18 protein-coding genes and 1 riboswitch are annotated in these 24,789 nt (G+C 69.6%); of the genes, 12 read left to right on the forward strand and 6 right to left on the reverse strand.

Translation table 11 applies throughout. The annotated features are described in order from the left end of the window. Positions 1 to 36: 36 nt before the first annotated feature. From QLQ83_RS09065 to arcC, 6 genes are all read left to right on the forward strand, one after another. Positions 37 to 624 (forward strand): peroxidase-related enzyme, encoded by a 588-nt coding sequence (locus tag QLQ83_RS09065; RefSeq protein ID WP_282735201.1) that lies wholly within the window; start codon positions 37 to 39, stop codon positions 622 to 624. A 65-nt stretch (positions 625 to 689) separates the two neighbouring features. Further along, a riboswitch (TPP riboswitch) is annotated at positions 690 to 809 on the forward strand. After that, the gene (locus tag QLQ83_RS09070) at positions 799 to 2,187 is read left to right on the forward strand and encodes an SLC5/6 family protein (protein ID WP_282735202.1); all 1,389 of its coding nucleotides are present in this window, start codon (positions 799 to 801) and stop codon (positions 2,185 to 2,187) included. (Overlaps the previous riboswitch by 11 nt.) Before the next feature lie 68 nt (positions 2,188 to 2,255). Further along, complete coding sequence (locus tag QLQ83_RS09075; RefSeq protein WP_282735203.1) at positions 2,256 to 3,836, forward strand: hypothetical protein; 1,581 nt, start codon at positions 2,256 to 2,258, stop codon at positions 3,834 to 3,836. Positions 3,837 to 3,884: 48 nt separating this feature from the next. Further along, positions 3,885 to 5,573: a dihydroxy-acid dehydratase gene (gene ilvD / locus QLQ83_RS09080; protein WP_282735204.1), complete on the forward strand. Its 1,689-nt coding sequence runs from the start codon at positions 3,885 to 3,887 to the stop codon at positions 5,571 to 5,573. Positions 5,574 to 5,739: 166 nt separating this feature from the next. After that, on the forward strand, positions 5,740 to 6,969 hold the full coding sequence (locus QLQ83_RS09085; protein WP_282735205.1) for an arginine deiminase: 1,230 nt from the start codon (positions 5,740 to 5,742) through the stop codon (positions 6,967 to 6,969). 77 nt (positions 6,970 to 7,046) lie between these two features. Next, on the forward strand, positions 7,047 to 7,958 hold the full coding sequence (arcC, locus tag QLQ83_RS09090; RefSeq protein WP_282735206.1) for a carbamate kinase: 912 nt from the start codon (positions 7,047 to 7,049) through the stop codon (positions 7,956 to 7,958). A gap of 34 nt (positions 7,959 to 7,992) precedes the next feature. Here arcC and senA read toward each other — a convergent pair whose 3' ends face one another. Beyond that, entirely contained in the window at positions 7,993 to 9,354 is a 1,362-nt protein-coding gene (gene senA / locus QLQ83_RS09095; RefSeq protein WP_282735207.1) for a selenoneine synthase SenA, read from the reverse strand. 23 nt (positions 9,355 to 9,377) lie between these two features. Here senA and senB point away from each other — a divergent pair, with 23 nt between their 5' ends. Then, positions 9,378 to 10,373, forward strand: coding sequence for a selenoneine biosynthesis selenosugar synthase SenB (senB, locus tag QLQ83_RS09100; RefSeq protein ID WP_282735208.1), 996 nt, complete (start codon positions 9,378 to 9,380; stop codon positions 10,371 to 10,373). 42 nt (positions 10,374 to 10,415) lie between these two features. On the opposite strand, the gene selD is transcribed toward senB, so the two are convergent. Next, a complete protein-coding gene (gene selD / locus QLQ83_RS09105) occupies positions 10,416 to 12,710 on the reverse strand; it encodes a selenide, water dikinase SelD (RefSeq protein WP_282735209.1) in 2,295 nt (764 codons plus the stop codon). A gap of 137 nt (positions 12,711 to 12,847) precedes the next feature. On the opposite strand from selD, the gene egtD reads away from it, so the two are divergent. Beyond that, positions 12,848 to 13,810 carry an L-histidine N(alpha)-methyltransferase gene (egtD, locus tag QLQ83_RS09110; RefSeq protein ID WP_282735210.1) on the forward strand — a complete coding sequence of 321 codons (963 nt, stop codon included), beginning with the start codon at positions 12,848 to 12,850 and terminating at the stop codon, positions 13,808 to 13,810. Between the two features lie 29 nt (positions 13,811 to 13,839). On the opposite strand, the gene QLQ83_RS09115 is transcribed toward egtD, so the two are convergent. The 4 genes from QLQ83_RS09115 to QLQ83_RS09130 form a co-directional block, all read right to left on the reverse strand. Then, positions 13,840 to 16,926, reverse strand: a complete 3,087-nt coding sequence (locus QLQ83_RS09115) for a molybdopterin dinucleotide binding domain-containing protein (RefSeq protein WP_282735211.1) — start codon at positions 16,924 to 16,926, stop codon at positions 13,840 to 13,842. Continuing rightward, positions 16,919 to 18,100, reverse strand: a complete 1,182-nt coding sequence (gene nrfD / locus QLQ83_RS09120; protein ID WP_282735212.1) for an NrfD/PsrC family molybdoenzyme membrane anchor subunit — start codon at positions 18,098 to 18,100, stop codon at positions 16,919 to 16,921. Before nrfD ends, QLQ83_RS09115 begins: the two co-directional genes overlap by 8 nt. Next, entirely contained in the window at positions 18,084 to 18,860 is a 777-nt protein-coding gene (gene dsrO, locus QLQ83_RS09125; protein WP_282735213.1) for a sulfate reduction electron transfer complex DsrMKJOP subunit DsrO, read from the reverse strand. The genes nrfD and dsrO overlap by 17 nt, the downstream gene beginning before the upstream one ends. Positions 18,861 to 19,119: 259 nt before the next feature. After that, complete coding sequence (locus tag QLQ83_RS09130) at positions 19,120 to 19,398, reverse strand: XRE family transcriptional regulator (RefSeq protein WP_250060479.1); 279 nt, start codon at positions 19,396 to 19,398, stop codon at positions 19,120 to 19,122. Between the two features lie 407 nt (positions 19,399 to 19,805). Between QLQ83_RS09130 and QLQ83_RS09135 the strand changes: the two genes are divergently transcribed. The 4 genes from QLQ83_RS09135 to QLQ83_RS09150 all read left to right on the forward strand — a co-directional run bounded on the left by QLQ83_RS09135 (position 19,806) and on the right by QLQ83_RS09150 (position 24,787). After that, positions 19,806 to 21,245 (forward strand): APC family permease, encoded by a 1,440-nt coding sequence (locus QLQ83_RS09135; RefSeq protein ID WP_282735214.1) that lies wholly within the window; start codon positions 19,806 to 19,808, stop codon positions 21,243 to 21,245. 154 nt (positions 21,246 to 21,399) lie between these two features. Beyond that, positions 21,400 to 22,380 (forward strand): glutarate dioxygenase GlaH, encoded by a 981-nt coding sequence (glaH, locus tag QLQ83_RS09140; RefSeq protein ID WP_282735215.1) that lies wholly within the window; start codon positions 21,400 to 21,402, stop codon positions 22,378 to 22,380. A gap of 86 nt (positions 22,381 to 22,466) precedes the next feature. Beyond that, positions 22,467 to 23,663: an L-2-hydroxyglutarate oxidase gene (gene lhgO, locus QLQ83_RS09145; RefSeq protein ID WP_282735216.1), complete on the forward strand. Its 1,197-nt coding sequence runs from the start codon at positions 22,467 to 22,469 to the stop codon at positions 23,661 to 23,663. 164 nt (positions 23,664 to 23,827) lie between these two features. Continuing rightward, complete coding sequence (locus tag QLQ83_RS09150) at positions 23,828 to 24,787, forward strand: TAXI family TRAP transporter solute-binding subunit (RefSeq protein ID WP_282735217.1); 960 nt, start codon at positions 23,828 to 23,830, stop codon at positions 24,785 to 24,787. Positions 24,788 to 24,789 lie beyond the last annotated feature (2 nt).

The raw sequence follows: 24,789 nt of genomic DNA on the forward strand, positions 1-24,789 counted from the left end.
GTGGCATTGCCAACAACCACAACGCCTGGAGCCTCCATGTCCGCGCCGATCAGCCGCTTCTCCGTCCCCGAATCGATCCACGACCTGCCCGATGATGTCCGCGATGCCATGCTGACGGTACAGGAGAAAGCCGGCTTCGTGCCCAATGTTTTCCTGATGCTGGCTCACCGACCGGCCGAGTTTCGCGCCTTCTTCGCCTACCACGATGCCCTGATGGAGCGCGAGTCCGACACGCTCACCAAGGCGGAGAAGGAGATGATCGTGGTGGCCACCAGCGCCCGCAACCGCTGCCTCTACTGCGTGGTGGCCCACGGCGCCCTGGTGCGGATCTACAGCAAGGACCCGCTGCTCGCCGACCAGGTGGCGATCAATCATCGCACCGCGCCGATCAGCGAGCGCCATCGCACTATGCTGGACTTCGCCCTCTACTGCGGCCTGGAGGTGGGAGAGCTCACCGACGAGTGGGAGGCCCGCCTGAAAACGGCCGGGTTCACGCACGATGACATCTGGGACATCGGCGCCATCGCCGCCTTCTTCGGGCTCTCCAACCGCCTGGTCACCCTGACCGGCACACCTCCGAACGAGGAGTTCTACCTGATGGGGAGGGTGCCGCGGGAGAAGTGATGAATACCGCCAGTTAGGTTAGGATTGACTTCGACCTACCAAGAGGTAGGTCCCACAATCCATTCACTTGTCGCCAGGGGAGTCCCGCCGCCGAGAGCGTCGGCCGGGGCTGAGAGAGCGCATGGCGCTGACCCTGGAACCTGATCCGGTTCATACCGGCGGAGGAAGTGCGACATGCCCTACCTGACGTCTGCCGTGCTCGGCGCGGCGCTGCTCTGCTTTGCCTTCCTGGGCCTCAGGGCCCGCCGGGCCGATGGCCCCCTCGACGACTATGTTACCGCGCGCAACTCCCAGGGGGCCCAGTCGCTGGGCCTCTCCTTCCTGGCCTCCGGGATGGGGGCCTGGATCCTCTTCGCGCCCCCCGAGATCGGGGCCTTCGTCGGCCCGATGGCGCTGGCCGGTTATGCCATCGGCTCGGCGCTGCCGTTCATCGTGCTCGGGCTCTACGGCCCGGCGATCCGCCGCCACCTGCCGGAGGGGCGCAGCATCGGCGAGTTCGCCGAGGCCTGCTATGGCGTCGGGGTGCGGCGCTGGGTGTCGCTGGTCTCAGTCCTCTACATGGCCTGCTTCCTGGCCGCGGAGTTGACGGCCATCGGTGCCATCACCGCACTGCTCTCCGACGTGCCGCCGGCGCTGGTGGTCATCGGCGTGGCGGTCTCCACGCTGCTCTACACGGCGGTGGGCGGCCTGCGGGCGAGCCTGGCCACCGACCGCTGGCAGGCCTGGCTGCTGATCGCGCTGCTGGCCCTGGTCGGTGGCGTGGCGCTGATGCGCATGCCCGCGATGCAGGTGGACGCCGCGCTGCCGTCGATCCCCGCCGGCAGCGCGCTCGCCGTGGCGCTGACCCTGGTGATCGCGGTGACCGCGGCCAACCTCTTCCACCAGGGCTACTGGCAGCGGGTGTGGGCGGCGCGCGACGACCGCGCCCTGGGCCGCGGGGCCTGGCTGGGCGGCGGCGTCACCGTGCTGGTGGTGATGGTGGTGGGCGGCCTCGGCATGCTGGCCGCCATGGCCGGCGTGGCGCTGGGCGAGCCGCCGATCCCCTTCTTCGCGCTGCTCGCGGAGGCGCCGGGCTGGCTGGCCCTGCCGGCGCTGGTGCTGGCGGTCACCCTGGTCGCCTCCAGCGTGGATACCCTTCAGAACGGCCTCGCCTCGCTGGTGGTGGCGGGCTCCGGCCGGCGCGGGCTCTCCATCGGCGCGGCACGGCTGGTCACGGTGGCGCTGATGGTGCCGGTGGTGGTCGTGGCGCTGCAGGGGCTCTCGGTGCTGCGGCTGTTCCTGATCGCCGACCTGCTCTGTGCGGCCATCGTGGTGCCGGTGCTGCTGGGGCTCTGGTCGCGGATGAGCGCCACGGCCGCGGTGGCCGGCGGCGTGGCGGGCATGCTCGGCGCCATCCTGCCGGGCTGGGTCGCCCAGGGCAGCCCCGCGGCGGGCGTGCTGGCGGCGAGCTTCCCCGGCAGCATCCCGACCCTGCCGCCGTTCCTGGGGGCGCTTCTCGCCTCCACCCTGGTCAGCCTGCTGATCGCGTGGCTCCGGCCGGCGGGGAAGGCGCGTCCGGCTTGAGACGTTGCCAGTTCGGCGGAGGGCGGCCACGCTGAGGGGGTCCATCCGTGTTCGCGAGGAATCGCGCCATGCAGGTCTGCTCACCGGTGCGCCCCGGGGTGCTTCTCCTGCTCGGGCTGCTGGCGGGCTGTGCTGCCAGTCCCGACTGGCGCTCGGATGTTGTCGACCGCGACCCGCGGGACGCCCGCTGCCTGGAGCGGCTGGCCGCCTTCGATGCGGCGGTGGCAGAGGCCGGGGTGACCGATGCCGGGGCGGCCCGGGTGGCCGGCTTCCCCTACCTGCGTACCGACCGTCTGCTCGCGAGCCTGGGTGACGAACTGGACACCGACGCGGCCTTCGCCGACTGGGTGACCCGGATGCGCGGGCTGGATGCCGAGGCGCGCGCCATCGAGGCCGCTAACCTGCCGGCTGCCGGACGGGACCCGCTGCCGACCCGCCCCGGCGCCGAGCCGGCCGAGGCCGTCCATGCCTGCGCAGAGCGCCTGATGCAGCGTGAGCTGCTGGCCGGGGTGGGAAGCGGGCCGGCCCGCGAGCGGTTGCGGGCGGCGGTCGAGGCTCCCGACCACTACCGGACCTGGCGCCGGGCGCTGGGGCTCTATCCCCTGACCCGCCTCGGCCTGGCCATCGGCTACAACCGCTGGAAGGCAGGCCACCTGGACACCTTCGAGGCCTCCTTCGCGACGATGCCGGCCGAGGCTCCCCTGGTCCGCTATGCGCCGCCCAGCGGCCAGCCTCGGGATGCCGACGCCGCCGCTCGGTGGCTTCGCGAGGCGCCGCGCAGCCCGCTCGGCTTCGTCGAGCTCGAGCGCGAGGCGCTACTGCGCCTGGCGGCGTACCATGCCCCGGTGTTTCTCGTCGAGACCCGGAGTCACGACGACCGTTTCGGCGCCCCTTACTGGTTCGCCGGCCCCGAAGGACCGCTACCGCGGGTGGACACCACCCGTCCGGTGGCCGACGTGCGGCTGAGCCATACCCGCTTCGAGGGCGAGCTGTTGCCGCAGCTGGTCTATATCCTGTGGTTCCCGGCTCGCTCCAGGCAGGGCGCGCTGGACCTGCTCGGCGGGCGCCTCGACGGCCTGGTGTGGCGGATCACCCTCGACGAGCGGGGGCGGCCGTTGATCCACGACAGCATCCATCCCTGTGGCTGCTACCACCTCTTCTTTCCCGTGCCGCCCCTCGAGCGTGTCGAGGTGGCCGCGGACGCGGACCTGCGCGAGGCGCCGCTGACGCCCAGCGAGGCACCACGCCTGGTGGCGGGACAGCGGCTGGCGGTGCGCCTCGCCGCGGTCAGCCATTATGTGGAGAACCTCGGCCTTGCGGATTCCCACATCGGCGTGGCCGAGACGCGCCGCTACGCGCTCAAGGCGGCGTCGGCGCCACCCGACCATGGCCGGCGCTCCCTGGCGCTGCCCGGTGGCGGACGCCGCAGCCTCTATGGCCCCGATGGCCTGGTGCCGCATACCGAGCGCCTCGAGCGCTTCCTGCTGTGGCCATCGGGCATCCTGAGCCCCGGCGCCATGCGTCAGTGGGGGACCCATGCCACGGTTTTCGTCGGCCGGCGCCACTTCGACGACCCCCGGCTGTTCGAGGCAGCCTTCGAGCGGCCGGCCTCCGCTCTCGCAGCGACACGCCAAGATGCCGTACCCTGACGACCACCCTCGGGGGGAACCCCCGACACCGCAAGAGGACGCCCGACCATGAGTGACACACCTGACGATCGCCGCCGCCGCCATTCCGCCGAGGTAGTGGACGGGGTCGGCAAGTCCGCCAGCCGCGCCATGCTGCGAGCGGTGGGCTTCACCGACGAGGACTTCGCCAAGCCCCAGGTGGGCATCGCCTCCACCTGGAGCAACCTCACGCCCTGCAACAGCCATATCGACGAGCTGGCCCGCCGGGCCAGCGACGGGGCCGACGGGGCCGGCGGCAAGGGGGTGATCTTCAACACCATCACCATCTCCGATGGCATCGCCAACGGCACCGAGGGCATGAAGTACTCGCTGGTGTCGCGGGAGGTGATCGCCGACTCCATCGAGACGGTGGCCGGCTGCGAGGGCTTCGACGGCCTGGTGGCCATCGGCGGCTGCGACAAGAACATGCCGGGCTGCCTGATGGGGCTGGCGCGGCTCGACCGGCCGAGCGTCTTCGTCTACGGCGGGACCATCCTGCCGGGCACCGGGCATACCGACATCGTCTCGGTGTTCGAGGCCATGGGCGCCTACAGCCGCGGCGACATGGACCTGATCGAGGTGAAGCAGATCGAGGAGACGGCCATCCCCGGCCCCGGCTCCTGCGGCGGCATGTACACCGCCAACACCATGGCCTCGGCCATCGAGGCACTGGGCATGAGCCTGCCCGGCAGCTCGGCGCAGAATGCGGTGTCACGCGAGAAACGCGCCGACTGCGAGGCAGCCGGCGCGGCGGTGCTCGAGCTGCTCGAGCGCGACATCAAGCCCTCCGACATCATGACCCGCCAGGCCTTCGAGAACGCCATCACTGTGGTGATCGCCCTGGGTGGTTCCACCAACGCGGTGCTGCACCTGATCGCCATGGCCAGCACCATCGGGGTGGAGCTGTCGCTCGCCGACTTCACCGAGATCGGCCGGCGCGTGCCGGTGGTCGCCGACCTGCGCCCCAGCGGCCACTACATGATGAGCGAGCTGGTGGCGATCGGCGGCATCCAGCCGCTGATGAAGACCCTGCTCGACGCCGGCCTGCTGCACGGCGATTGCCTGACGGTGACCGGTCGCACGCTGGCCGAGAACCTGGCCGATGTCGCCCCCTATCCCGATGACCAGCAGATCATCGCGCCGCTGGATCGCCCGGTGAAGGCCGAGAGTCACCTGCGCATCCTGCACGGCAACCTGGCGCCGGAAGGGGCGGTGGCCAAGATCACCGGCAAGGAGGGCACGCGCTTCTCCGGCTCGGCGCGGGTGTTCGGCTCCGAGGAGGAGGCCCAGGCACGCATCAACGACGGCACCGTGGTGGCCGGCGACGTGGTGGTGATCCGCTACGAGGGGCCCAGGGGCGGGCCCGGCATGCGCGAGATGCTCACCCCGACCTCGGCGATCATGGGCCGGGGGCTGGGCAGCGAGGTGGCGTTGATCACCGACGGGCGCTTCTCCGGCGGCAGCCACGGCTTCGTGGTGGGCCACGTGACGCCCGAGGCCTTCGACGGCGGCCCCCTGGCGCTGGTGGAGGATGGCGACCTGATCACCATCGACGCCGAGGCGGACACCATCGACGTCGACCTCTCCGACGAGGAGCTGATCCGCCGCCGCGCCGCCTGGCGCCAGCCGGCGCCGCGCTACACGCGCGGGGTGCTGTCGAAGTACGCGCGCACGGTGAGCTCGGCCTCCACCGGGGCGGTAACCGACCTGCCGGAGTAGCCGGCAACCGCCTTCCCCCGCCTCCCGGCCGGCTGCCTGTATCGCCCGGCCGACGGGAGACGACCTGCTCCGCGGGCAAGCCATGCCTCCCCGCGGAGTCCCGTCCATCAGCGTGGTCATCCGCCCCGGTGACTCGCTGCGTTGCCCGGTGGCAAGGAGCTTCGTCATGTCTGCCCCCGCCCTTGGCGTGCATTCCGAGACCGGCACCCTGAGGCAGGTGATCGTCTGCCGTCCCGGCCTGGCCCATCGGCGGCTGACGCCCTCCAACTGCGATGCCCTGCTGTTCGACGACGTCTTCTGGGTCAAGCAGGCCCAGAAGGATCATGACGTCTTTGCCGGCGTGATGCGGGCCAGGGGCGTGGAGGTGCTCGACGTCAATGACCTGCTGGCCGAGACCCTCGATATCAAGGAAGCCCGCGCCTGGGTGCTGGACCACCGGATCACCTGGAACCACATCGGGGTGGGCATGGTGTCGGAGCTGCGCGCCTGGCTAGACGAGCTGCCGAGCGAGGCCCTGGCCGAGTTCCTGATCGGCGGGCTGGGGGTGAGGGACCTGCCGTTCGAGCCGGTGGGGCTGTTCGGCAACCATCTGGGGCATTCCGGTTTCGTGCTGCCGCCCCTGCCCAACTTCCTGTTCACCCGCGACTGCAGCGCCTGGATTCATGGCGGCGTCACCCTCAATCCCATGCACTGGGCCGCCCGCCAGCCCGAAACCCTGGTGATGGCGGCCATCTATCGCTTTCACCCGGCCTTCGCCGGCCGGGTGAAGGTGCACTGGGGGGATCCCCTGGCCGACCACGGCCTCGCCACCCTCGAGGGCGGTGACATCATGCCGGTGGGGAACGGCACGGTCCTGGTGGGCATGGGCGAGCGCTCCTCGCCCCAGGCCATCGGCCAGCTGGCGAAGGCACTGTTCGACGATGACAGCGTGACCCGGGTAGTGGCCTGCCAGCTCCCGAGGTCCCGCTCGGCCATGCACCTGGATACCGTCTTCACCTTCTGTGGCGGCAACGTGGTGACCGCCTTCAAGGAGGTCGCTGAGGCGGTGGTCTGCTATGACCTGCGCCCCGGCGAGGGTGACAGGCCCCTGGCGTTCCAGCGGGACCCGCGCCACCTGTTCGATCTGGTCGCAGACGTCCTGGGCTATCCGGCGCTGGAGGTGGTCCCCACCGGCGGCGACAGCCCGGAAGAACGGGAGCGCGAGCAGTGGAACGACGGCAACAACGTGCTGGCGTTGAGCCCCGGTGTCGTCGTCGGCTATGACCGCAACGATGACACCAATGCGGCGCTGGAGGCGGCGGGTATCGAGGTGCTGGCCATCCCCGGCGCCGAGCTGGGCCGAGGCCGCGGCGGCGGGCGCTGCATGAGCTGCCCGACCCGACGTGATCCTGTCTGACAGGGGAGGGGAAGCATCATGGCATACGCTCTCGAGAGCCTTCAGCAGGATCCTCGTCGCGACCCGGGGAGGCTGACATGCTGGTAGTGGCGGCGTTGGGCGGCAATGCCCTCCTGAAGCGCGGGGAGCCGCTGACGGCAGCGGTGCAGCGGACGAACGTGCAGGTGGCGGTCCGCGCACTGGCCGACATCGTGCGTGCCGGGCACCGCCTGGTGATCACCCATGGCAACGGCCCCCAGGTGGGCCTGCTGGCGCTGCAGGCTGCCGCCTACCAGCCGGATGAGGCCTATCCGCTGGACCTGCTGGGGGCCGAGACGGAGGGCATGATCGGCTACATGATCGAGCAGGAGCTGGAGAACGCGCTCGACCATGATCGGCCGGTGGCCACCCTGCTGACCCAGGTGGTGGTGGATCCCCGGGATCCCGCCTTTGCCGCCCCCACCAAGTTCGTCGGGCCGGTCTACGAACGGGCCGAGGCCGAGCGTCGGGCGTCGGCGGCCGGCTGGCGCATCGCCCGGGATGGCGACAGGTGGCGCCGGGTCGTGCCGTCGCCGACGCCGCTGGAGATCCCGGACCTGCGGGTCTTGCAGCTGTTGCTCGCCCAGGGCGTGGTGGTGGTCTGCACCGGGGGCGGCGGGATCCCGGTGCTGCGCCGGGAGGATGGCAGCCTGATCGGCGTGGAGGCGGTCATCGACAAGGACGCCGCCAGCGCGCTGCTGGCTCGCCAGCTGGGCGCCGACGCCCTGCTGCTGCTGACCGATGTGGAGGCGGTGTACCAGGATTACGGGACCGATGCCGCGGCACCGGTTCACGAACTGACGGTTGCCCAGGCCCGCGAGATGGACCTGCCTGCCGGTTCCATGGGGCCGAAGCTGGCGGCCGCCTGTGACTTTGCCGAAACCGGCGGTATCAGCGGCATCGGCCGGCTGGTCGATGCCGTCTCCATCCTCGAGGGAAGGGCGGGGACACGGGTGTCCGCCGACGCATAGGCCGCGCAGGTCCTGAACCCCCGGCGCAGGGCCCTCAATGGGCGCAGGTGCGAAAACCGGCGAGGATGTCCTGGCGGTCCGGTGTGAAGAAGTTGCGGTAGCTGTTATGGGCCAGCCGCGAGCGGGTGGCCCAGGCGCCGCCGCGCAGCACGTAGCGCCCCTCCCGGAACCAGGGGGCCGAGTAGTCGCGGTAGAGCTCGGGCTCGAAACCCGGGAAGGGGGCGAAGGGCGAGGCCGTCCACTCCCAGACGTTGCCCAGCATCTGGCGACAGCCGAAGGCGCTGTCGCCCTCGGGCAGCGCCGCCACGTCAAGCCGGCCCAGGCGCCAGCCGTCCAGGTTGGCCCAGCCGGCATCCGGCGGCGCGTCGCCCCAGGGGAAGCGTCGCTTGCCGGGGGCGAGCGAGCCCCCGTCCGCGGACGGCGAACGGCTCGCGGCGACCTCCCATTCGGCCTCGCTCGGCAGGCGCCGGCCGGCCCAGCGGCACCAGGCCTCGGCCTCGTGCCAGCTGACGTGCACGACCGGCTGGTGGGGAGCCAGCGGCAGCCAGCGGTCGAAGCAGCGCTCCTCCCAGTGGCCATTGGCGTCACGGCGCCAGTAGATCGGCCCCTGCAGCGCCTGGTGCTCGCGCCACTGCCAGCCGGCCTCGCTCCACAGCTCGCGGCGCGCGTAGCCGCCGTCCTCGACGAAGGCGGCGAACTCGCCATTGGTGACCGGCGCCCGGGCGATCGAGAAGGGCGCCACCTCGACCTCCAGGGGCGGCTTCTCGTTGTCGAAGCGGAAGGGCACGGCCTGGTCGGAGCCCAGCCGGTGGCGCCCGCCGGGGATGACGACGTCGCCGGGCAGCCCGCCGGCGGGGCCTTCTTCCGGGTGCTCTTCCGGAGCCTGGCCAGGAACGGGCGTGCCCAGGTCCGGGGCCGGGTCGCCGAGGGTCTGGCGGGTATAGAGGAAGGCCTCGCCGTGCATGTCCTCGTGCAGGGTGGTGAGCTGGTATACATAGCTCTGGGCGGCGCTGGCCTCGCCATCGGGCAGGCGCTCGAGCATCGCCTGCTGCACCCGCGAGAGGTAGTCCAGGGTCTCGTCGCGGGAGGGCAGCGGTAGCGCCCAACGGTCGTCGTGGGCGATGCTGCTCGAATCGAACAACCGGTCGGCGTCGGCGAGCTGGTAGTCGGGCAGGCCATAGAGGCCGCGCAGGGCGAAATGGTCGTGGAAGAACCCCAGGTGGCCGAGCTCCCACAGCGGCGGGTTGACGATCGCCAGGCGCGGGCCCAACTCGCGGGCCTCGAGGGTATCGCGCATCAGTGCCAGGCTGCGCGTGCGGGCATCGATGAGCATCTCCGCCAGCTCATCGGCGCCCCGGGGTGGCGTCGGTGGTGTACCGAGTGTTGTGGATGGCATCTCGACCTCTTCAAGGAGACAGCATGGGATTGAAGGTAGCCCTGATCACCCCGGCGGGTCGAGGGTCACGCGCCGGCAACCGCGCCACGGCGACCCGCTGGGCGGGCCTGCTGCGAGCGCTGGGCTGCCGGGTGAGGGTTGTTGGCCCCGAGGACGACACGGGCCAGTGGCACATCGCCGGCCGGCCGCCCGACCTGGTGATGGCGCTGCATGCCTGGCGCAGCCATGCGGCCATCCTCGCCTGTCGCGATGCCTTCCCGGGCTGCCCGCGGGTGGTGGTGCTGACGGGCACGGACGTCTATCGCTTCCAGTACAGCCATCCCGAGGTGTTCCAGGAGAGCCTGGCCGCCGCGGATGCCCTGGTCGGCCTGCATGACTGCCTGGCCGAGGACCTTCCCTCGGGTTTCCTGTCACGGCTGCAGGTCGTCCACCAGTCGGCGCTGCCCCTGCCGCCGCGTGCCCCGCCGCCGGGGCGCCGGCACCTGGACGTGCTGGTGGCGGGCCACCTGCGCGAGGAGAAGGACCCGCTGCGTGCCGCCCTGGCGGTGCGCGAGTTGCCGGCGGCGTCGCGCCTGAGGATCATCCAGCTGGGCGGCGCCCTGGATGATGCCTGGGCACGGGCGGCACGTGACGAGATGGCGGGCAATCCCCGCTACCGCTGGCTGGGTGACCAGACCCGCTGGCGGGTGCGCCAGTGGATGGCGAGGGCCCGGCTGATGGTGATCAGCTCGCACATGGAAGGGGGCGCCAACGTGGTCAGCGAGGCCTGCGTGGCGGGCCTGCCGGTGCTGGCCTCCGACATCCCGGGCAACCGCGGCCTGCTGGGCGACGACTATGCCGGCTATTTTCCGGTGGCCGATACCGCGGCGCTGCGCGACCGGCTGCGCCGCGCCGAGGCGGAGCCGGCCTTCGTCGACCGGCTGCGCCGGCAGGTTCTGGCGCGCGCGCCCCTGTTCCGGCCCGAGGCCGAGCGCGAGGGGCTGGCGCGGGTCATCGCTGCCTGTGGCCTGATCCCCTGATACCGTCCCGCCCCGGCAGTCTCCGCACGCTATCTTCGGCCCTCAGCCCGTCAGGTGGATGGGCTCCAGCGCCTCGCCGGGGTCGAGGACCCGGCCTATGACGCTGGCCCGGGCATAGCCCAGGGCATGCAGGGCTTCCAGGCAGGCCTCGGCGCGCTCGGCGGGCACGCTGGCCAGCAGGCCCCCGGCGGTCTGGGGGTCGAAGAGGAGCGGGTAGCGGGGGTGCTCGACCCAGTCGGCCTGGTCGCGGATGGCCCGGCGCAGGCGCACGTTGGCGGGCTGCAGGGAGCTCAGGATGCCGGCGGCGACGGTCTCCTCCGCGCCCTCGAGCAGCGGCAGGGCCGCCAGGTCGAGCTCGGCATCCACGCCCGAGGGGCGGGTCATCTCGACCAGGTGACCCAGCAGGCCGAAGCCGGTGAGATCGGTGCAGGCGGTGGCGCCGTGCTCGCGCAGGCAGCTTGCCGCCTGGCGGCTGGACTGGCACATGCTCGCCAGGGCGGCATCGATCCAGCGCCCGCGGGCACCGAGCCGGGCATGGGCGGCGAACAGGGTGCCGGTGCCGATGGGCTTGGTCAGGATCAGTGCCTGGCCGGGTCGGAGGCCGCCTTTCGTCAGGGCGCTGTCGCCGCCGGCATCGATCAGGCCATTGACGGCAAACCCCAGTGCCAGTTCGCTGCCCTCGCCGGTATGTCCGCCGACCAGGGCGCAGCCGGCCTCGTTGAGCACCTCCACGGCGCCGCGCATCATCTGGTAGACGGTGTCCTCCACCTTGGCCTCGAGCCCCTGGGGCACCGTGGCCACGGCGGTGGCGGTCTGCGCCTCGGCGCCCATGGCGAAGATGTCGCCCAGGGCGTGGTTGGCGGCGACCTGGCCGAAGACATAGGGGTCGTCGATGAAGGCGCGGAAGAAGTCGATGGTATGCACCATGTCCTTGCCCGGCGGTACCCGCACCACGGCGGCGTCGTCCGGGGCATGCAGGCCGACCAGCACCTCCTCGCGCGCCACCGGCTCGAGGGTCGAGAGGGCCCGGGAGAGCACCGAGGCGCCCACCTTGGCCCCGCAGCCGCCGCAGCGCATGGCGATGGCCGAGATCGCCTGGGCGTTCTCCTCCTCGTCCAGCACCACCCGGCTGTGGGCCGGGGCCTTCATGGTGTTCTCGTCCATGGGCGGCAGGTCGTTGAATCGAGCCATGAAGCGCCGGTCGATGCCGTCCTTCCAGCGCCACACCCAGTCGCCGGCGAGGCAGAGCCCGCCCCGGGAGGCCACGGCGTGGCGGTCGCCGGTGCTGATCAGGGCCAGCCATCTCGCCTGGGGGCGGTAGGGCGCCAGGGGGCGGCCGGTCACCGCGGCGCGCAGGTTGTCGGCCAGCGGTCGACCCTGGCGCACGGCGAAGACCCCGGCCTTCTCGCGGGGATGGTTGACCTGGCGGGCGATGTCGCCGGCGGCGAAGATGCGCGGGTCCGATGGTGAGCGCAGGGTGTCGTCGACCTCGATGAAGCCGTCGTCGTCGAGGGCCAGCCGGGTGCCGCGCAGCCAGGCGGCGCCGCCGGCGTTGGTCACCCAGACGATCTCGTCGGCGGGGTGCCAGGTGCCGTCGGCGGCCTGCAGGCGGCCCGCCTCGACGTCGACGACCTCGGTGGCGGTGTGCACCTCGACGCCGCGGCGGGCCAGGGTGTCGCGGAACTGCGCCCGTACCCGCGCATTGTGGGTCGGCAGGATCTGCTCGCCGCGGGTGAAGAGCGCGAAGGAGAGCTCGGCCGGGTCACGTCCCCGGGCGGCCAGTTCCCTGCCCAGCCGGTACTGCATGGCCAGCAGCAGTTCGACGCCGCCGGCGCCGCCGCCGACCACCGCGACACGGGTCCGGCCAGCGTGCTCCTCGAGGCGCCGGAGCAGCGTCTGCCAGCGGTCGTTGAACTGGTGGATCGGCTTGACCGGGACGGCATGCTCGCCGGCGCCGCTGACCGCCTCCACGCGCGGCGTCGAGCCGATATTGATCGACATCCAGTCATAGGGGACCGGGGGGCGCGAGCGGCAGAGCACGGTCCGGGCAGCGTGGTCGATGCCGATTACCTCGTCGCTGAAGAAGCGTGCCCCGGCATATTCCGCCAGTCGGCGCAGGTCGATATGCACGTCGTCGTAGGTGTAATGCCCGGCGACGTAGCCCGGCAGCATGCCCGAGTAGGGGGTATGGGTGTCGCGGCAGATCAGGGTGAGCCTGACGCCCGGTTCGGGCTTCATGGCGAAGCGCTTCAGTACGCCCACGTGGGTGTGTCCGCCGCCGACCAGGACGATATCCCGTAACGCTTGTAACCCCTGGGGCTGCTGCGGTTGCTGCATGGTCAGGTTCGCTCTAGATTGGTGAGACATCGGCGTTGCCGCCTCAGTCTAAAGGTAAAACGATGGTACGACGCCATCGCGATGGCCGCGTGTTGTCGTCTCCTGCCACCCGAACCTTTCGCCCGCGAGGGACCTCGATGACCACTGCCGTGCAGTTCCATGACCAGCATCTCGACGAGGCGGGGCCCTCGTTTCGCGAGGAGGTGATCATCGGGCTTGGCCGCTCGCCCAAGGCCCTGTCGCCCAAGTATTTCTATGACGAGCGGGGCTCGCGGCTGTTCGAGTCGATCTGCGAGCAGCCCGAGTATTACCTGACCCGCACCGAGGAGGGCATCCTCTCCACGGTCGCCGACGAGATCGCGGCGCTGGTCGGGCCGGAATCGCTGATGGTCGAGCTGGGCAGCGGCGCCAGTCGCAAGGTCAGGCTGCTGCTGGAAGCGATGCGTCCCCGCCGCTACCTGGGCATGGATATCTCGCGCGACTTCCTGCTGCAGAGCACCCGCCGCCTGGCGGCCGACTATCCGTGGCTGGAGGTGCATGCCGCCTGGGGGGATTTCTCGCGTCGCCTGGCGCTGCCGTCGGGCGTCGAGGGTCGCCGGGTGGTGGCGTTCTTTCCCGGTTCGAGCATCGGCAACTTCATGCCGCGCGAGGCCGAGGCCTTCCTGGCCCGCCTGCGCCAGGCGATGCCGCCGGGCAGCGGGGTGCTGATCGGCGTTGACCTGGTCAAGGACCACGACATCCTGGAGGCGGCCTACAACGACGCCGCGGGTGTCACGGCGGCCTTCAACCTGAACCTGCTGGAGCGCATGCGCCGCGAGCTGGGGGCCGACGTCGAGGTGGAGGCCTTCCGGCACCGGGCCTTCTTCAATGCGCCGGCATCGCGCATCGAGATGCACCTGGTAAGCCGGCAGCAGCAGGCCATCACCCTCGACGGACAGCACTTCGCCTTCGAGGAAGACGAGACGCTGCATACCGAGAATTCCTGCAAGTACAGCGTGGCGGGGTTCCGGGCCCTGGCGGCGTGTGCCGGTTACCGGTCACGCGCCGTCTGGTGCGATGACGAGGCGCTGTTCAGCGTGCACTATCTCTCGAGCGACTAGCCGCTCGGCTGGCCGAACAGCGCTGCCTGTCAGGCCTCGAGCCGGGTCACGCGGATCGGCAGGCCCTGGCGCACGGCGGCGCCGCTGATGGGCTCCAGCCAGGTGCCGTCCACGCTGCGGGTGGGGTCCTTGAAGCCCAGGTCGTTGATGTTGATGCCGGCCCGCAGCCACTCGAGGTCGGGCTGGGACTCGCCGTCGATCACGTGGGGGGTGGCTCCCAGGTCGCGGTGGCCATAGCCGTGCTCGATGCCCAGGGCCCCTGGCATCACTCCCTCGCCGACCAGTGCCAGTGCCACCACGCTGCCGCCGGGGCTCTCGATGCGGATGGTATCGCCGTGAGTGATGCCGAAGCGCTCGGCGTCCTGGCGGTGCATCAACACCGGGTTGTAGGGCTTGATCATGCGCAGCCGCTCGAGGCCGATGGCGTAGGAGTTCATCAGGTTCGACTTGAACGAGAACGCCAGCAGCGGCCACTCCTCCTCGGTGAACACCTCGCGCATGGCGCGGCCGTCGGCCAGCTTCGGCATGCCGTGGAAGGGCACGCCGCGGTTGGGCTCGCCGTTACGGGTGTCGATGCTGGTGCCGACCTGCTCGTTGTAGACGCACAGGGTGCGCTTCCAGGTGCTGGTGAGGTTCTCGCCCTTGAAGTGGTCCTTGACGTCCTCGAAGCGTCCGCCGCGGGCGTAGAGATAGGCCACCGGGCCGTGCTCCTCGGGCTTCAGGGTACGCTCGATGCGCGGCATCAGTGGCGCCAGGCCGGCGTGGGCGATATCGCTCTCGTCGGCGGCGGGCAGTGGCTCACCCTGCATGGCCACATTGGCGGCGGCGCGCAGGTAGAAGTCCTCCGCGCGGTGGAGCGGATGCAGCTTGCCCTCGGCGTCGGGGATGGCGTCGTCGCCGAAGCCGGCCAGGCCCAGGCGCTTGGCCACGGCGATGAAGAAGCTGTCCATGGAGACCGGCTCCCCCTCTTCGCTCTTCTGCTGGCGCGGCTCCACCACCGGCCAGCAGGCGGTGGTCATCTTGCCCAGGCTGCCCTTCCACGAGCCGGTGAAGCCCCACACCTCGTACATCACCGAGTCCGGCACGATGTAGTCGGCGTAGCGGTTGGTCTCGTTGAGGAAACCGTCGACGGCCACGAACAGACCCAGGCGCTTCGGGTCCTTGATCTTCTCGGCGATCAGCGCCTCCAGGCCCGCCTGTCCATAGATGGGGTTGGCCATGCAGCCGATCACCGCCTTGATGGGGTAGGGGTAGCCGTCCAGCGCCGAGGGCAGGTGCTCGGTGAGGGTGGGCGGCGCCAGCGAGCGCCAGGGGGCGCGGGCCGGGTAGGGGTCCTCGCCGGCGGCCACCTTGCGCTGGTACTCGGAGGACTTCTCGTAGGGGAAGCGCGAGCGGGAGAGGAACACGCCCTGGGGGCCGCGCTTGCCGGGGAAGTTGGCCAAATCGTAGCGGGGGCCTTCGCCCACGCCGTTGAACTGGCCGCCGCCCACGGCGCTGCCGCCCTTGCGGTTGTGGTTGCCGGCCAGCACGTTGAGCATCTGCATGCCGAAGGCGGCGTAGAAGCCGTTGCCCGACATCATGCCGCCGTGGGAGTTGGCCACCGCGCGGCGGCCGTGGCGGGCGAAGCGCTGTGCCAGGTCGACGATGGTGGCCTCGGGGATGCCGCAGTGCTCGGCGTAGCTGGCCAGGCTGTGCTCGTTCGCCGCCTCGCGCAGCAGCACCATGCTGCTCTTCACGCGCACGCTCGCGCCGTCGGCGAGCTCTACCTCGCGGTCGACGAAGAGCTCGGCGGCCATCACCGCGTCGCTCGCCACCAGCTCGTCGTCGGCCACCACCATGGGGAGGTCGGCGTCGCTTCCGGCCTCGGCCTGGCCCAGGTCGCTGGCGCGCAGGAAACGGCCGCGGCGCGGGTGACCCTCGGTATCGATCACCAGGTGGGTGGCGTTGGTGTGGGTCGCCTCATTGGCGGCTTCGGCGGCGGGCTGGCCGGGCAGCTCCAGGAACGCCTTCGCATAGCCCTCGTTGTCGAGCAGCCACTGGATCATGCCCATGGCCAGGGCGCTGTCGCTGCCCGGGCGGATCGGCACCCAGCGGTTGTGATCGGCGGCATGCGATGCCGAGGCGTTGAGGCCCGGGTCGACCACCACGTAATCCAGGGTGCCGGCGGCGCGCGCCTGGGCGATCAGGCGGCCCTGGCGCTTGAAGGGGTTGCCGGCCTGGCTGGGGGCGGTGCCCACGTAGAGGATGAAGCGGGCGTTCTGGATGTCCGGCTTGGTATGGGCGTTCTTGGCCAGGTCATCCATCACGGCGCCTGCGCCCATGCGATAGGCCAGGCCGCAGTAGGAGCCGTGGTGGCCATAGTTGCGGGTGGCGAAGGCGTTCATGGTGAACCGCTTGAGCAGCGCGGAGCGGCCGTAGTCGGTGGCCTCCATCACCATCAGCTGGTTGGCCTTCGGGCCGAACTCGGGGTTCTCCGGGTCGATCAGGGTGTCGTGGTCATGGATGGCGCGCAGGCCGTCCACGTCGCCCTCGCCGAACAGGTCGCCCCCCTCGCAGATCTCCTCGATCAGCTGCTCGAAGGAGATCTTCTGCCACTGGCGACCGCCGCGCTCGCCCACCCGCTTGAGGCAGTGGGTGACGCGGAAGGGGCTGTCGATCTGCGCCATCATGGCGTTGCCGCGGGCGCAGGCGGTGGAGCGGTTCTGCTGGCCCTGGTCACCATGGGCGCTCAGCCCGCGCAGGGCCTCGACCACCGGGGTGCGCATCGGCAGGTGCTCGTCGGCGGAGAGCGGGTGGTAGGGGTTGCCGGAGACACGCAGCACCTGGTCGGTGTCGTTGTCCACGCGCACCCGCACGCCGCACTTGGTGGTGCAGCCGTAGCAGACGGTGAAGGCCACGCGCTGGTCCGGGTTGAGGGTCAGCTCGCCGCTCTCGGGGTCGACGGTGTACTCCGGCGCCAGGGCGTTGCCATGGATGCGGTGCTCGGGCTTCTCGCCGGCGCTGCCGGTGACGCCCTTGCCCATCTTGAGCAACGGGTCGGAGTAGCCGGCGGCGAAGGTGGCGGCGCCGCCGGCGGCGACGGCGCCCTGGATGAAGCGACGACGTGACTTATCCATGGCTGGGCGCTCCTTCAACGTCATGTGATGCCGGTTCGGCGGGGGAGATGTCGGCGGCACTGCCGCCCTGGCGGGCCTGGCGCCACGGCACGAAGAGGTCGACCAGCAGGAGGGCGGCGAGCCACAGGCCGAAGGTGCCGACGATGCCGAGGATGCCGGAAGAGCCGGCGGGAATGCCGTAGTGGTGGAAGCCGGCGCTGTGGCGGGCCACGGTCTGCACGTCCATCAGCACCACCCAGCGGAACATCCAGCCGACGTGCAGGGCCACCAGGCCGAGCACCCAGGCCCAGGCATGGAGTGCCGGGCGGCGTGAGGCGGGGCGGGTGAGCAGGGTGAGCACGGCGCCGAACAGGACCACGCCGGTGAGGCCACCCCACAGGGCGGTGCTGCGCCACTCGGCGCTGCCGCGCACCGACTCCATGGCCGCGGCCACGGAGCCGACGTTGGCGTTGATGCCGTCGAGGAACCAGCTGCCGGCGATCATGCCGGCGAACAGGCAGGCCCCCAGCAGCACCTTGAGCATCTGCCTGCTGACCGTCGTGCTGCGCTCACCGGCCACACGATTGAGCACCAGGATCAGCCCGCTGGCGGCGATGAAGCCGGTGGCCACGAACATCGGCGGCAGCCACACGGTGTGCCACAGCGGGCGGGCCTTGACGATGGCCACCTCGGCGCCGGTGTAGAGCATGATGCCGGTGGAGAGGGCCAGGGTACCCAGACCCACCAGCACCAGCAGGGCGCGCGGGGTGGGGGCATCACCCAGCGACACCCAGCGGGCGACCAGGCCACTGAGCCCGGGGACCTGACGATGGGCCTGCAGCGCCGGGCGCCAGGCGAGCCAGGCCAGCACGATCACGCCCACCACGTAGAGGGGCAGGATCAGGCTGCCGATGGACATCCAGGAGTGGCTGTTGGCATAGGCGTAGAAGTGCCAGAAGCGCAGCGGCTGGTGCAGGTCGGCGAGCAGGGCCACCGGGGCCACCAGGGTGGTGGTGAGGCAGGCGAGCAGCGCCAGGCGCGCGGTGGGCAGCCAGCGCTGCTTGCCGAACACCAGCGCCGGGACGGCCAGCCACAGGGTGGCGTAGGACAGCGCGATCAGGAAGAAGTACTGCACCGCCCAGGGGTACCAGGCGATGTCGTAGCGCGGGGCGAGCAGCTCAATGGCGGAATTCATAGCCCATCTCCTGGCCGTGGGGGTCGAGGACGTCCAGGGCCACCGGCTCGGCGTCGGGGCGAGTGACGAAGCGCTCGTCCATGCCGAGGTAGAAGACCTGGGGCAGGGTGTTCTTCTCGGGCTGAAGCACCATCAGCTCCTCGCGATGCTCGGCGATCATGCGGCTGATCTGGCTCTCGGGGTCGCGCATGTCGCCGATGATCCGCGCGCCGCCCACGCAGCTCTCCACACAGGCCGGCAGCAGGCCGGCTTCCAGGCGGTGGGCGCAGAAGGTGCACTTGTCGGCGGTCTGGGTGCGCTCGTTGATGAAGCGGGCGTCGTAGGGGCAGGCGTTGACGCAGTAGGCGCAGCCCACGCAGCGGTCGCTGTCCACCACCACGATGCCGTCCTGGCGCTGGAAGGTGGCCTCCACCGGGCACACCGGCACGCAGGGCGGGTTCTCGCAGTGGTTGCACAGGCGCGGCAGCATGAAGGTGGCGACCTCACCGGTCTCCTGGTGCGCGACCTCGTACTGGGAGACGGTGGTGCGGAAGCTGCCCAGCGGGGCGGCGTTCTCGATATGGCACGACACGGTGCAGGCCTGGCAGCCGATGCACTGGCGCAGGTCGATGAGCATGCCGTAGCGCTTGCCGGGGTCGCCTTCGCGACGGGGTGGCTGCTGGTTGATGCGGGCGCTGGCGACGCTCGAGAGCGGCACCATCGCGGCGCCCGCGCTGAGGCGGGCCAGCTGGCCGAGCAGGGTGCGGCGAATGGGGTCCATGGCGCCTCCGGTGGCCTGGGTGGGGCGGAATTTCCGCACGACGGGTCAGGGGGTGATACCGGAAGGCTACCTGCGACCAAGGTCTAGGCACTTGATGTCGATCAAGAGATCGTTAGCAAGCTCTTAATCCTGGCGTAATGTTACGGCAAGCCATTGAGGCGTAAGGGATTTTTCTCCGGGCAGGCAAGAAAAAACGCCCCGCCTGCAGGGCGGAGCGTTCGCTGTTCGTCATCGTGCCGGCCTCCCGCGGGAGGGGCGATCAGGGCGGTGAGCCGCTCGGGTCGATGGTGCGGTAGACGAGGCGAAGCTCGTCGACGGAGAGGTGCTCCAGCTTCCCCGAGAGGAGGTCGCTGATCTTCTGCATCGGCAGACCGGCGCGGCGTGCGATCTCTCGGCTACCGAGGTCCGACACGGCGATCAGTCGCGTGATGATGCGCATGAGGCGTGTACGCTTTTCCAGGTCCCTGACATCGAGGTCAGGGCAGCTTCGCGGGGGGTCGGTGAGTTCCGCGTGGGCGGTGTGACGTGCCGTGCTCATGATGCTCCAGTGGGCGGTTTCGACAGCCACACTATGGGGTCTATACGGCGATTTTGCCAGTATCGATTCGATGATTCTTTGGTGGGATACGGGGGCCCGTCGCGGGGTTGCGGCCCGAGGCAGGGTGTGCAGAATATCGAACTTCCGGGCGGCTCCGCCGATGGCCGGCAAGTGGCGCGGGTGGCAGTCTCTGGATACGCATATCCTTATATTGCAAGGCCTCCCGAGGGGAGGCATCGCCCTGACTTGTGGGGGATTCCGCGACTTGCATGGGGGTGGCTGCGACAAATGTCTAGTCGCCGGGTGTTCAATATTTCTTGAACGTTTGTCCTTCGTTTACTATTTTTGTCGATGTTTCGTGAAAAAATCTTACATCATGACAATCGACAACTGACCAAGAGGCTGACATGAACAACGAGACGTCCACGGAGACGCACCTGACGCGAGTCCTAGCCCGAAAGGATGTGCTGGCCCTGGCCTTCGGCGCCATGATCGGCTGGGGCTGGATCGTGCTGACCGGCAGCTGGATCCAGTCGGCCGGCAGCCTGGGAGCGATCACCGCCTTCCTGATCGGCGGACTGATCATCGTGCTGGTGGGCCTGACCTACGCCGAGCTGGCCTCGGCGATGCCCCAGGTCGGGGGCGAGCACGTCTACAGCTACCGGGCCATGGGGCACTTCGCCTCCTTCCTCTGCACCTGGGCCATCACCCTGGGCTACGTGAGCGTGGTGGCCTTCGAGGCCGTGGCGCTGCCCACCGTGGTGGAGCACCTCTTCCCGAACTATGCCGTGGGGCAGATGTGGAACATCGCCGGCTGGGACGTGAAGGCCACCTGGGTCGCCGTCGGCGTGGCCGGGTCGGTGCTGATGATGTGGATCAACTACATCGGCGTGCGCACCGCCGCCCTGGTCCAGAAGGTGGTGACGCTGCTGATCCTGGCGGTCGGCATCCTGTTCATCACCGGCGCCCTCTTCCAGGGCAGCACCGAGACCATGCAGCCGCTGTTCAGCGTCGAGGAGGGCGTGATGGGCGGCATCATGATGGTGATCATCATGGTGCCCTTCATGTTCGTCGGCTTCGACGTGATCCCGCAGGCCGCCGAGGAGATCAACCTGCCGTTCCGCGAGATCGGCCGGGTGCTGATGATCTCGGTGATCCTGGCGGTGTTCTGGTACTCCTTCATCATCCTGGGGACCGCGCTGATGCTCGATCCCGAGGCGCTGGGCGCCAGCTCCCTGGCGGTGCCGGATGCCATGCAGGCAGCCTTCCAGGCGCCCTGGGCCGGCAACCTGATGATCCTGGCCGGCATCGCGGGCATCATCACCAGCTGGAACGCCTTCTACATCGGCGGTTCGCGGGCCATCTACGCGCTGGCGCACTCCGGCATGCTGCCGGCCTTCCTGGCCAAGCTGCACCCGAAGCACCGCACCCCGACCAACGCCATCCTGGTGATGGGGGTGCTCTCTTCCATCGCGCCCTTCTTCGGCCGCCAGGCGCTGGTCTGGCTGGTGGTGGCCGGCGGCCTGGGCATCGTCATCGCCTACCTCTTCGTCGCGCTCTCCTTCGTGGTGCTGCGCCGGCGCGAGCCGGAGATGGCGCGCCCCTTCCGGGTCCGCCGTGGCAAGACCGTGGGGGCCCTGTCGGTGATCCTGTCGGTGATGCTGATCGGCATGTACCTGCCGGGCAGCCCCTCGGCGCTCTCCACCATCGAGTGGTTCATGTTCGCCGGCTGGATGGCGATCGGCCTGGTCCTCTATGCCTGGTCGCGTAACCGCTATGGCGTCGCCTACAGCGATACCATGATGAAGCGCGAGCTGGCCGGCGCGGACCCCTATCCCGGTCGCTGATCCCTCGGCCCTGCAGGCGGCCGCCCCGGGAGCCCGGGGCGGCCATCGAACACAGAGCGCAAAGGATGGCCAATGGCCGTCCTTTATTTTTGACAAAAATAAAAAATGTAGATATTTTTAGATTGTGTCCACGTAATGCCATGGAGCCCCTGACATGACCGTACTGACCCAACTTCCCGAGACCGCCATGCCCCTGCCCGCCGATATCCGCGGCTTCACGCTGGCGCCTTCCGCCCAGTCGCCGCGCCTGCTGCAGCTGACCGTCAGCCGCGAGGTGGTCGAGGCCTTCCTCGAGGCCGTGGTCGAGTGGCCGGTGCAGGCCCTGGAGTACAAGTCCATGCTGCGCTTCCGGGTGGCGAGGATCCTCGATGACCTCTGCGACAACACCCTGCAGCCGGTGCTGGTCAACACCCTGGTGGATCGCGCCACCGGTGGCTTCCAGGTGGTTCCCGAAGGGCTCGGCTCCGTCGAGCAGGCCGACGAGATGGTCAAGTTCGCCACCGCCGTGGCGCACCTGATGGGTCGCTCCAACTACGACGCCATGAGCGGCCAGTACTATGCCCGCTTCGTGGTGCGCAACGTCGACGAGTCCGACAGCTACCTGCGCCAGCCCCACCGGGTGATGGAGCTGCACAACGACGGCACCTTCGTCGAGCAGGACACCGACTACGTGCTGATGATGAAGATCGACGAGCAGCACATGGAGGGCGGCAACTCGCTGCTGCTGCACCTGGACGACTGGGAGGGGCTGGAGCGCTTCTACCACCATCCGCTGGCGCGCCGGGCGATGCGCTGGACCGCACCGCCCAGCAAGAACGTCGCCAAGGACGTCTACCATGCGGTCTTCGACGTGGACGCCAGCGGCCTGCCGATCATGTCCTACATCGACCAGTTCGTGCAGCCCAAGGACTTCGAGGAGGGCAACTGGCTGACCGACCTCTCCGAGTCGCTCGAGAACAGCCCGGCGATCCTCTCGGTGCCCAATCCGGTGGGCAGCTTCCTGCTGATCAACAACCACTTCTGGCTGCATGGCCGCGACCGCTTCAAGGCACATCCGGAGCTGCGTCGCGAGCTGATGCGCCAGCGGGGCTACTTCACCCATGCCAAGACCCTGCGCAACCCGCGCCAGGTCTGAGGCGCCGGAACCCGACCGAGGGGTTAGACTGACGAGGCCACGCCGTGACGACGGCGTGGCCGTCTCATTGGAGGAGCGAGGACGGCATGTACGATTTCATCATCATCGGCGGGGGCATCCTGGGCATGTCCACCGCCATGCAGCTCAAGCAGGCCTATCCGGATCGCCGCATGCTGGTGGTGGAGAAGGAGCGCGAGGCGGCGCGCCACCAGACCGGCCACAACAGCGGCGTGATCCACGCCGGCGTCTACTACACCCCCGGGAGCCTCAAGGCGCGCTTCTGCCTGGGGGGCAACCGGGCCACCAAGGCCTTCTGCGACGTCCATGGCATCCCCTACGACAGCTGCGGGAAGCTGCTGGTGGCCACCAACGACCTGGAGATGCGGCGCATGCAGGCGCTGTGGGAACGCACCGAGGCCAACGGCCTGGAGCGCGAGTGGCTGGGGCCCGAGGCACTCGCCGAGCGCGAGCCCAATATCACCGGGGTCGGCGGCATCTTCGTGCCCTCCAGCGGCATCGTCGACTACGCCGCGGTGACCCGGGCCATGGCCGCCGAGTTCGAGCGGAGGGGCGGCGAGATCCGCTACATGGCCGAGGTCACCGCCCTGGAGGAACGACGCCAGGAGGTGGTGGTGACCACCGGCGCCGGCGAGTTCACCGGGCGCTATCTCGTGACCTGCTCGGGGCTGATGGCCGATCGGGTGGTACGCATGCTGGGCCAGGATCCCGGCTTCACCATCTGTCCCTTCCGCGGCGAGTACTATCGGCTGCCGGAGACGCACAACGACATCGTCAACCACCTGATCTACCCGATCCCGGATCCCTCCATGCCCTTCCTGGGCGTGCACCTGACGCGGATGATCGACGGTTCCGTCACCGTGGGCCCCAATGCGGTGCTGGCCTTCAAGCGCGAGGGCTACCGCCGGCGTGACGTGTCGCTCGGTGACATGGCGAGGATGTTCAGCGACCCGGGCATCCTCAAGGTGCTGGGCCGCAACCTGCGCCCGGGCCTCACGGAGATGAAGAACTCGCTGCACAAGCGGGGCTATCTCGAGCTGGTGCGCAAGTACTGCCCCAGCCTGGGGCTGGAGGACCTGGGCCCCTATCCGGCCGGGGTTCGGGCCCAGGCGGTGTCCCGCGACGGCAAGCTGGTGGACGACTTCCTGTTCGTCAACACGCCACGCACCGTGAACGTGGGCAACGCCCCGTCGCCGGCGGCCACCTCGGCGATCCCCATCGGGGCGCATATCGTCGACAAGGTGAAGGCGCTGGTCGAGGAATGAGGACAGGGTTCGACCTTGGATGAATTGCCGAAAATCCCCGGGAACGTAGAAATAGTGGCATTGGGTTCTCACGCAGCGACCATGCTAGCGTGAGGCGAGGCGCCACGAGATGCCGGCGCCGCTACAATTCACAACAAACCTGGTCCCAGGATCGGAGGATTGCCATGCGATTTCGCAAGTACGCCGCCGCCGCCACGCTGATGGCCACGGCCCCCCTGGCTGCTGCCCAGCAGCTCTCCATCGCCACCGGCGGTACCGGCGGTACCTACTATCCCTACGGGGGTGGCCTGGCCGAGCTGATCGGCAACCATATCGAGGGCTACGAGGCCGTGGCCGAGGTGACCGGTGCCTCCGTGGAGAACATGGGGCTGGTGTGGCGGGGGGACTCCGACCTTGCCCTGGCGCTGGCCGACACCGTCTACCAGGCCCACAACGGTACCGGCGACTTCGAGGGCCGCCAGCTGGAGAACATCCGCGCGCTGGCCTCCATCTACCCCAACGCCGTCCAGATCGTCACCCTGGCCGATTCCGGCATCGAGTCGCTCGCCGACCTCGAGGGCAAGACGGTCTCCGTGGGCGCGCCGGGCAGCGGCACCGAGGTCAACGCCCAGGCCCTGCTCGAGGCCAACGGCATCACCTATGACGACTTCGACCCGCGGCGCCTGAACTTCAACGAGACCGCCGACGCCATCCGCGACGGCGACATCGACGCCGGCTTCTGGAGCGTGGGGCCGCCCACCAGCTCGATCATGAACCTGGCCACCACCCGCGACATCCGCCTGATCGGCCTGACCGAGGAGGAGATCGACAAGGCCAGGGAAGCCGAGCCCGTGTTCGCCGCCTACAAGCTGAAAGCGGGCCTCTACGAGGGCATGGACGAGGCGGTGCAGAGCATCGGTATCCCCAACGTGCTGGCGGTGAGCAGCGAGATGGACGAGGAGCTGGCCTACCAGATCACCAAGGTCCTCTTCGAGTACACCGACGAGCTGATCGCCATCCACCCGGCGGCCAACGATACCACCGTGGAGTTCAGCGCGGAGTCGACCCCGGTTCCCTTCCATCCGGGCGCGCTGCGCTACTACGAGGAAGTGGGTGCCGAGATCCAGGATCACCAGCGTCCCTGAGG

Source organism: Halomonas rhizosphaerae (assembly GCF_030010555.1).
Classification (GTDB): Bacteria; Pseudomonadota; Gammaproteobacteria; order Pseudomonadales; family Halomonadaceae; genus Halomonas; species Halomonas rhizosphaerae.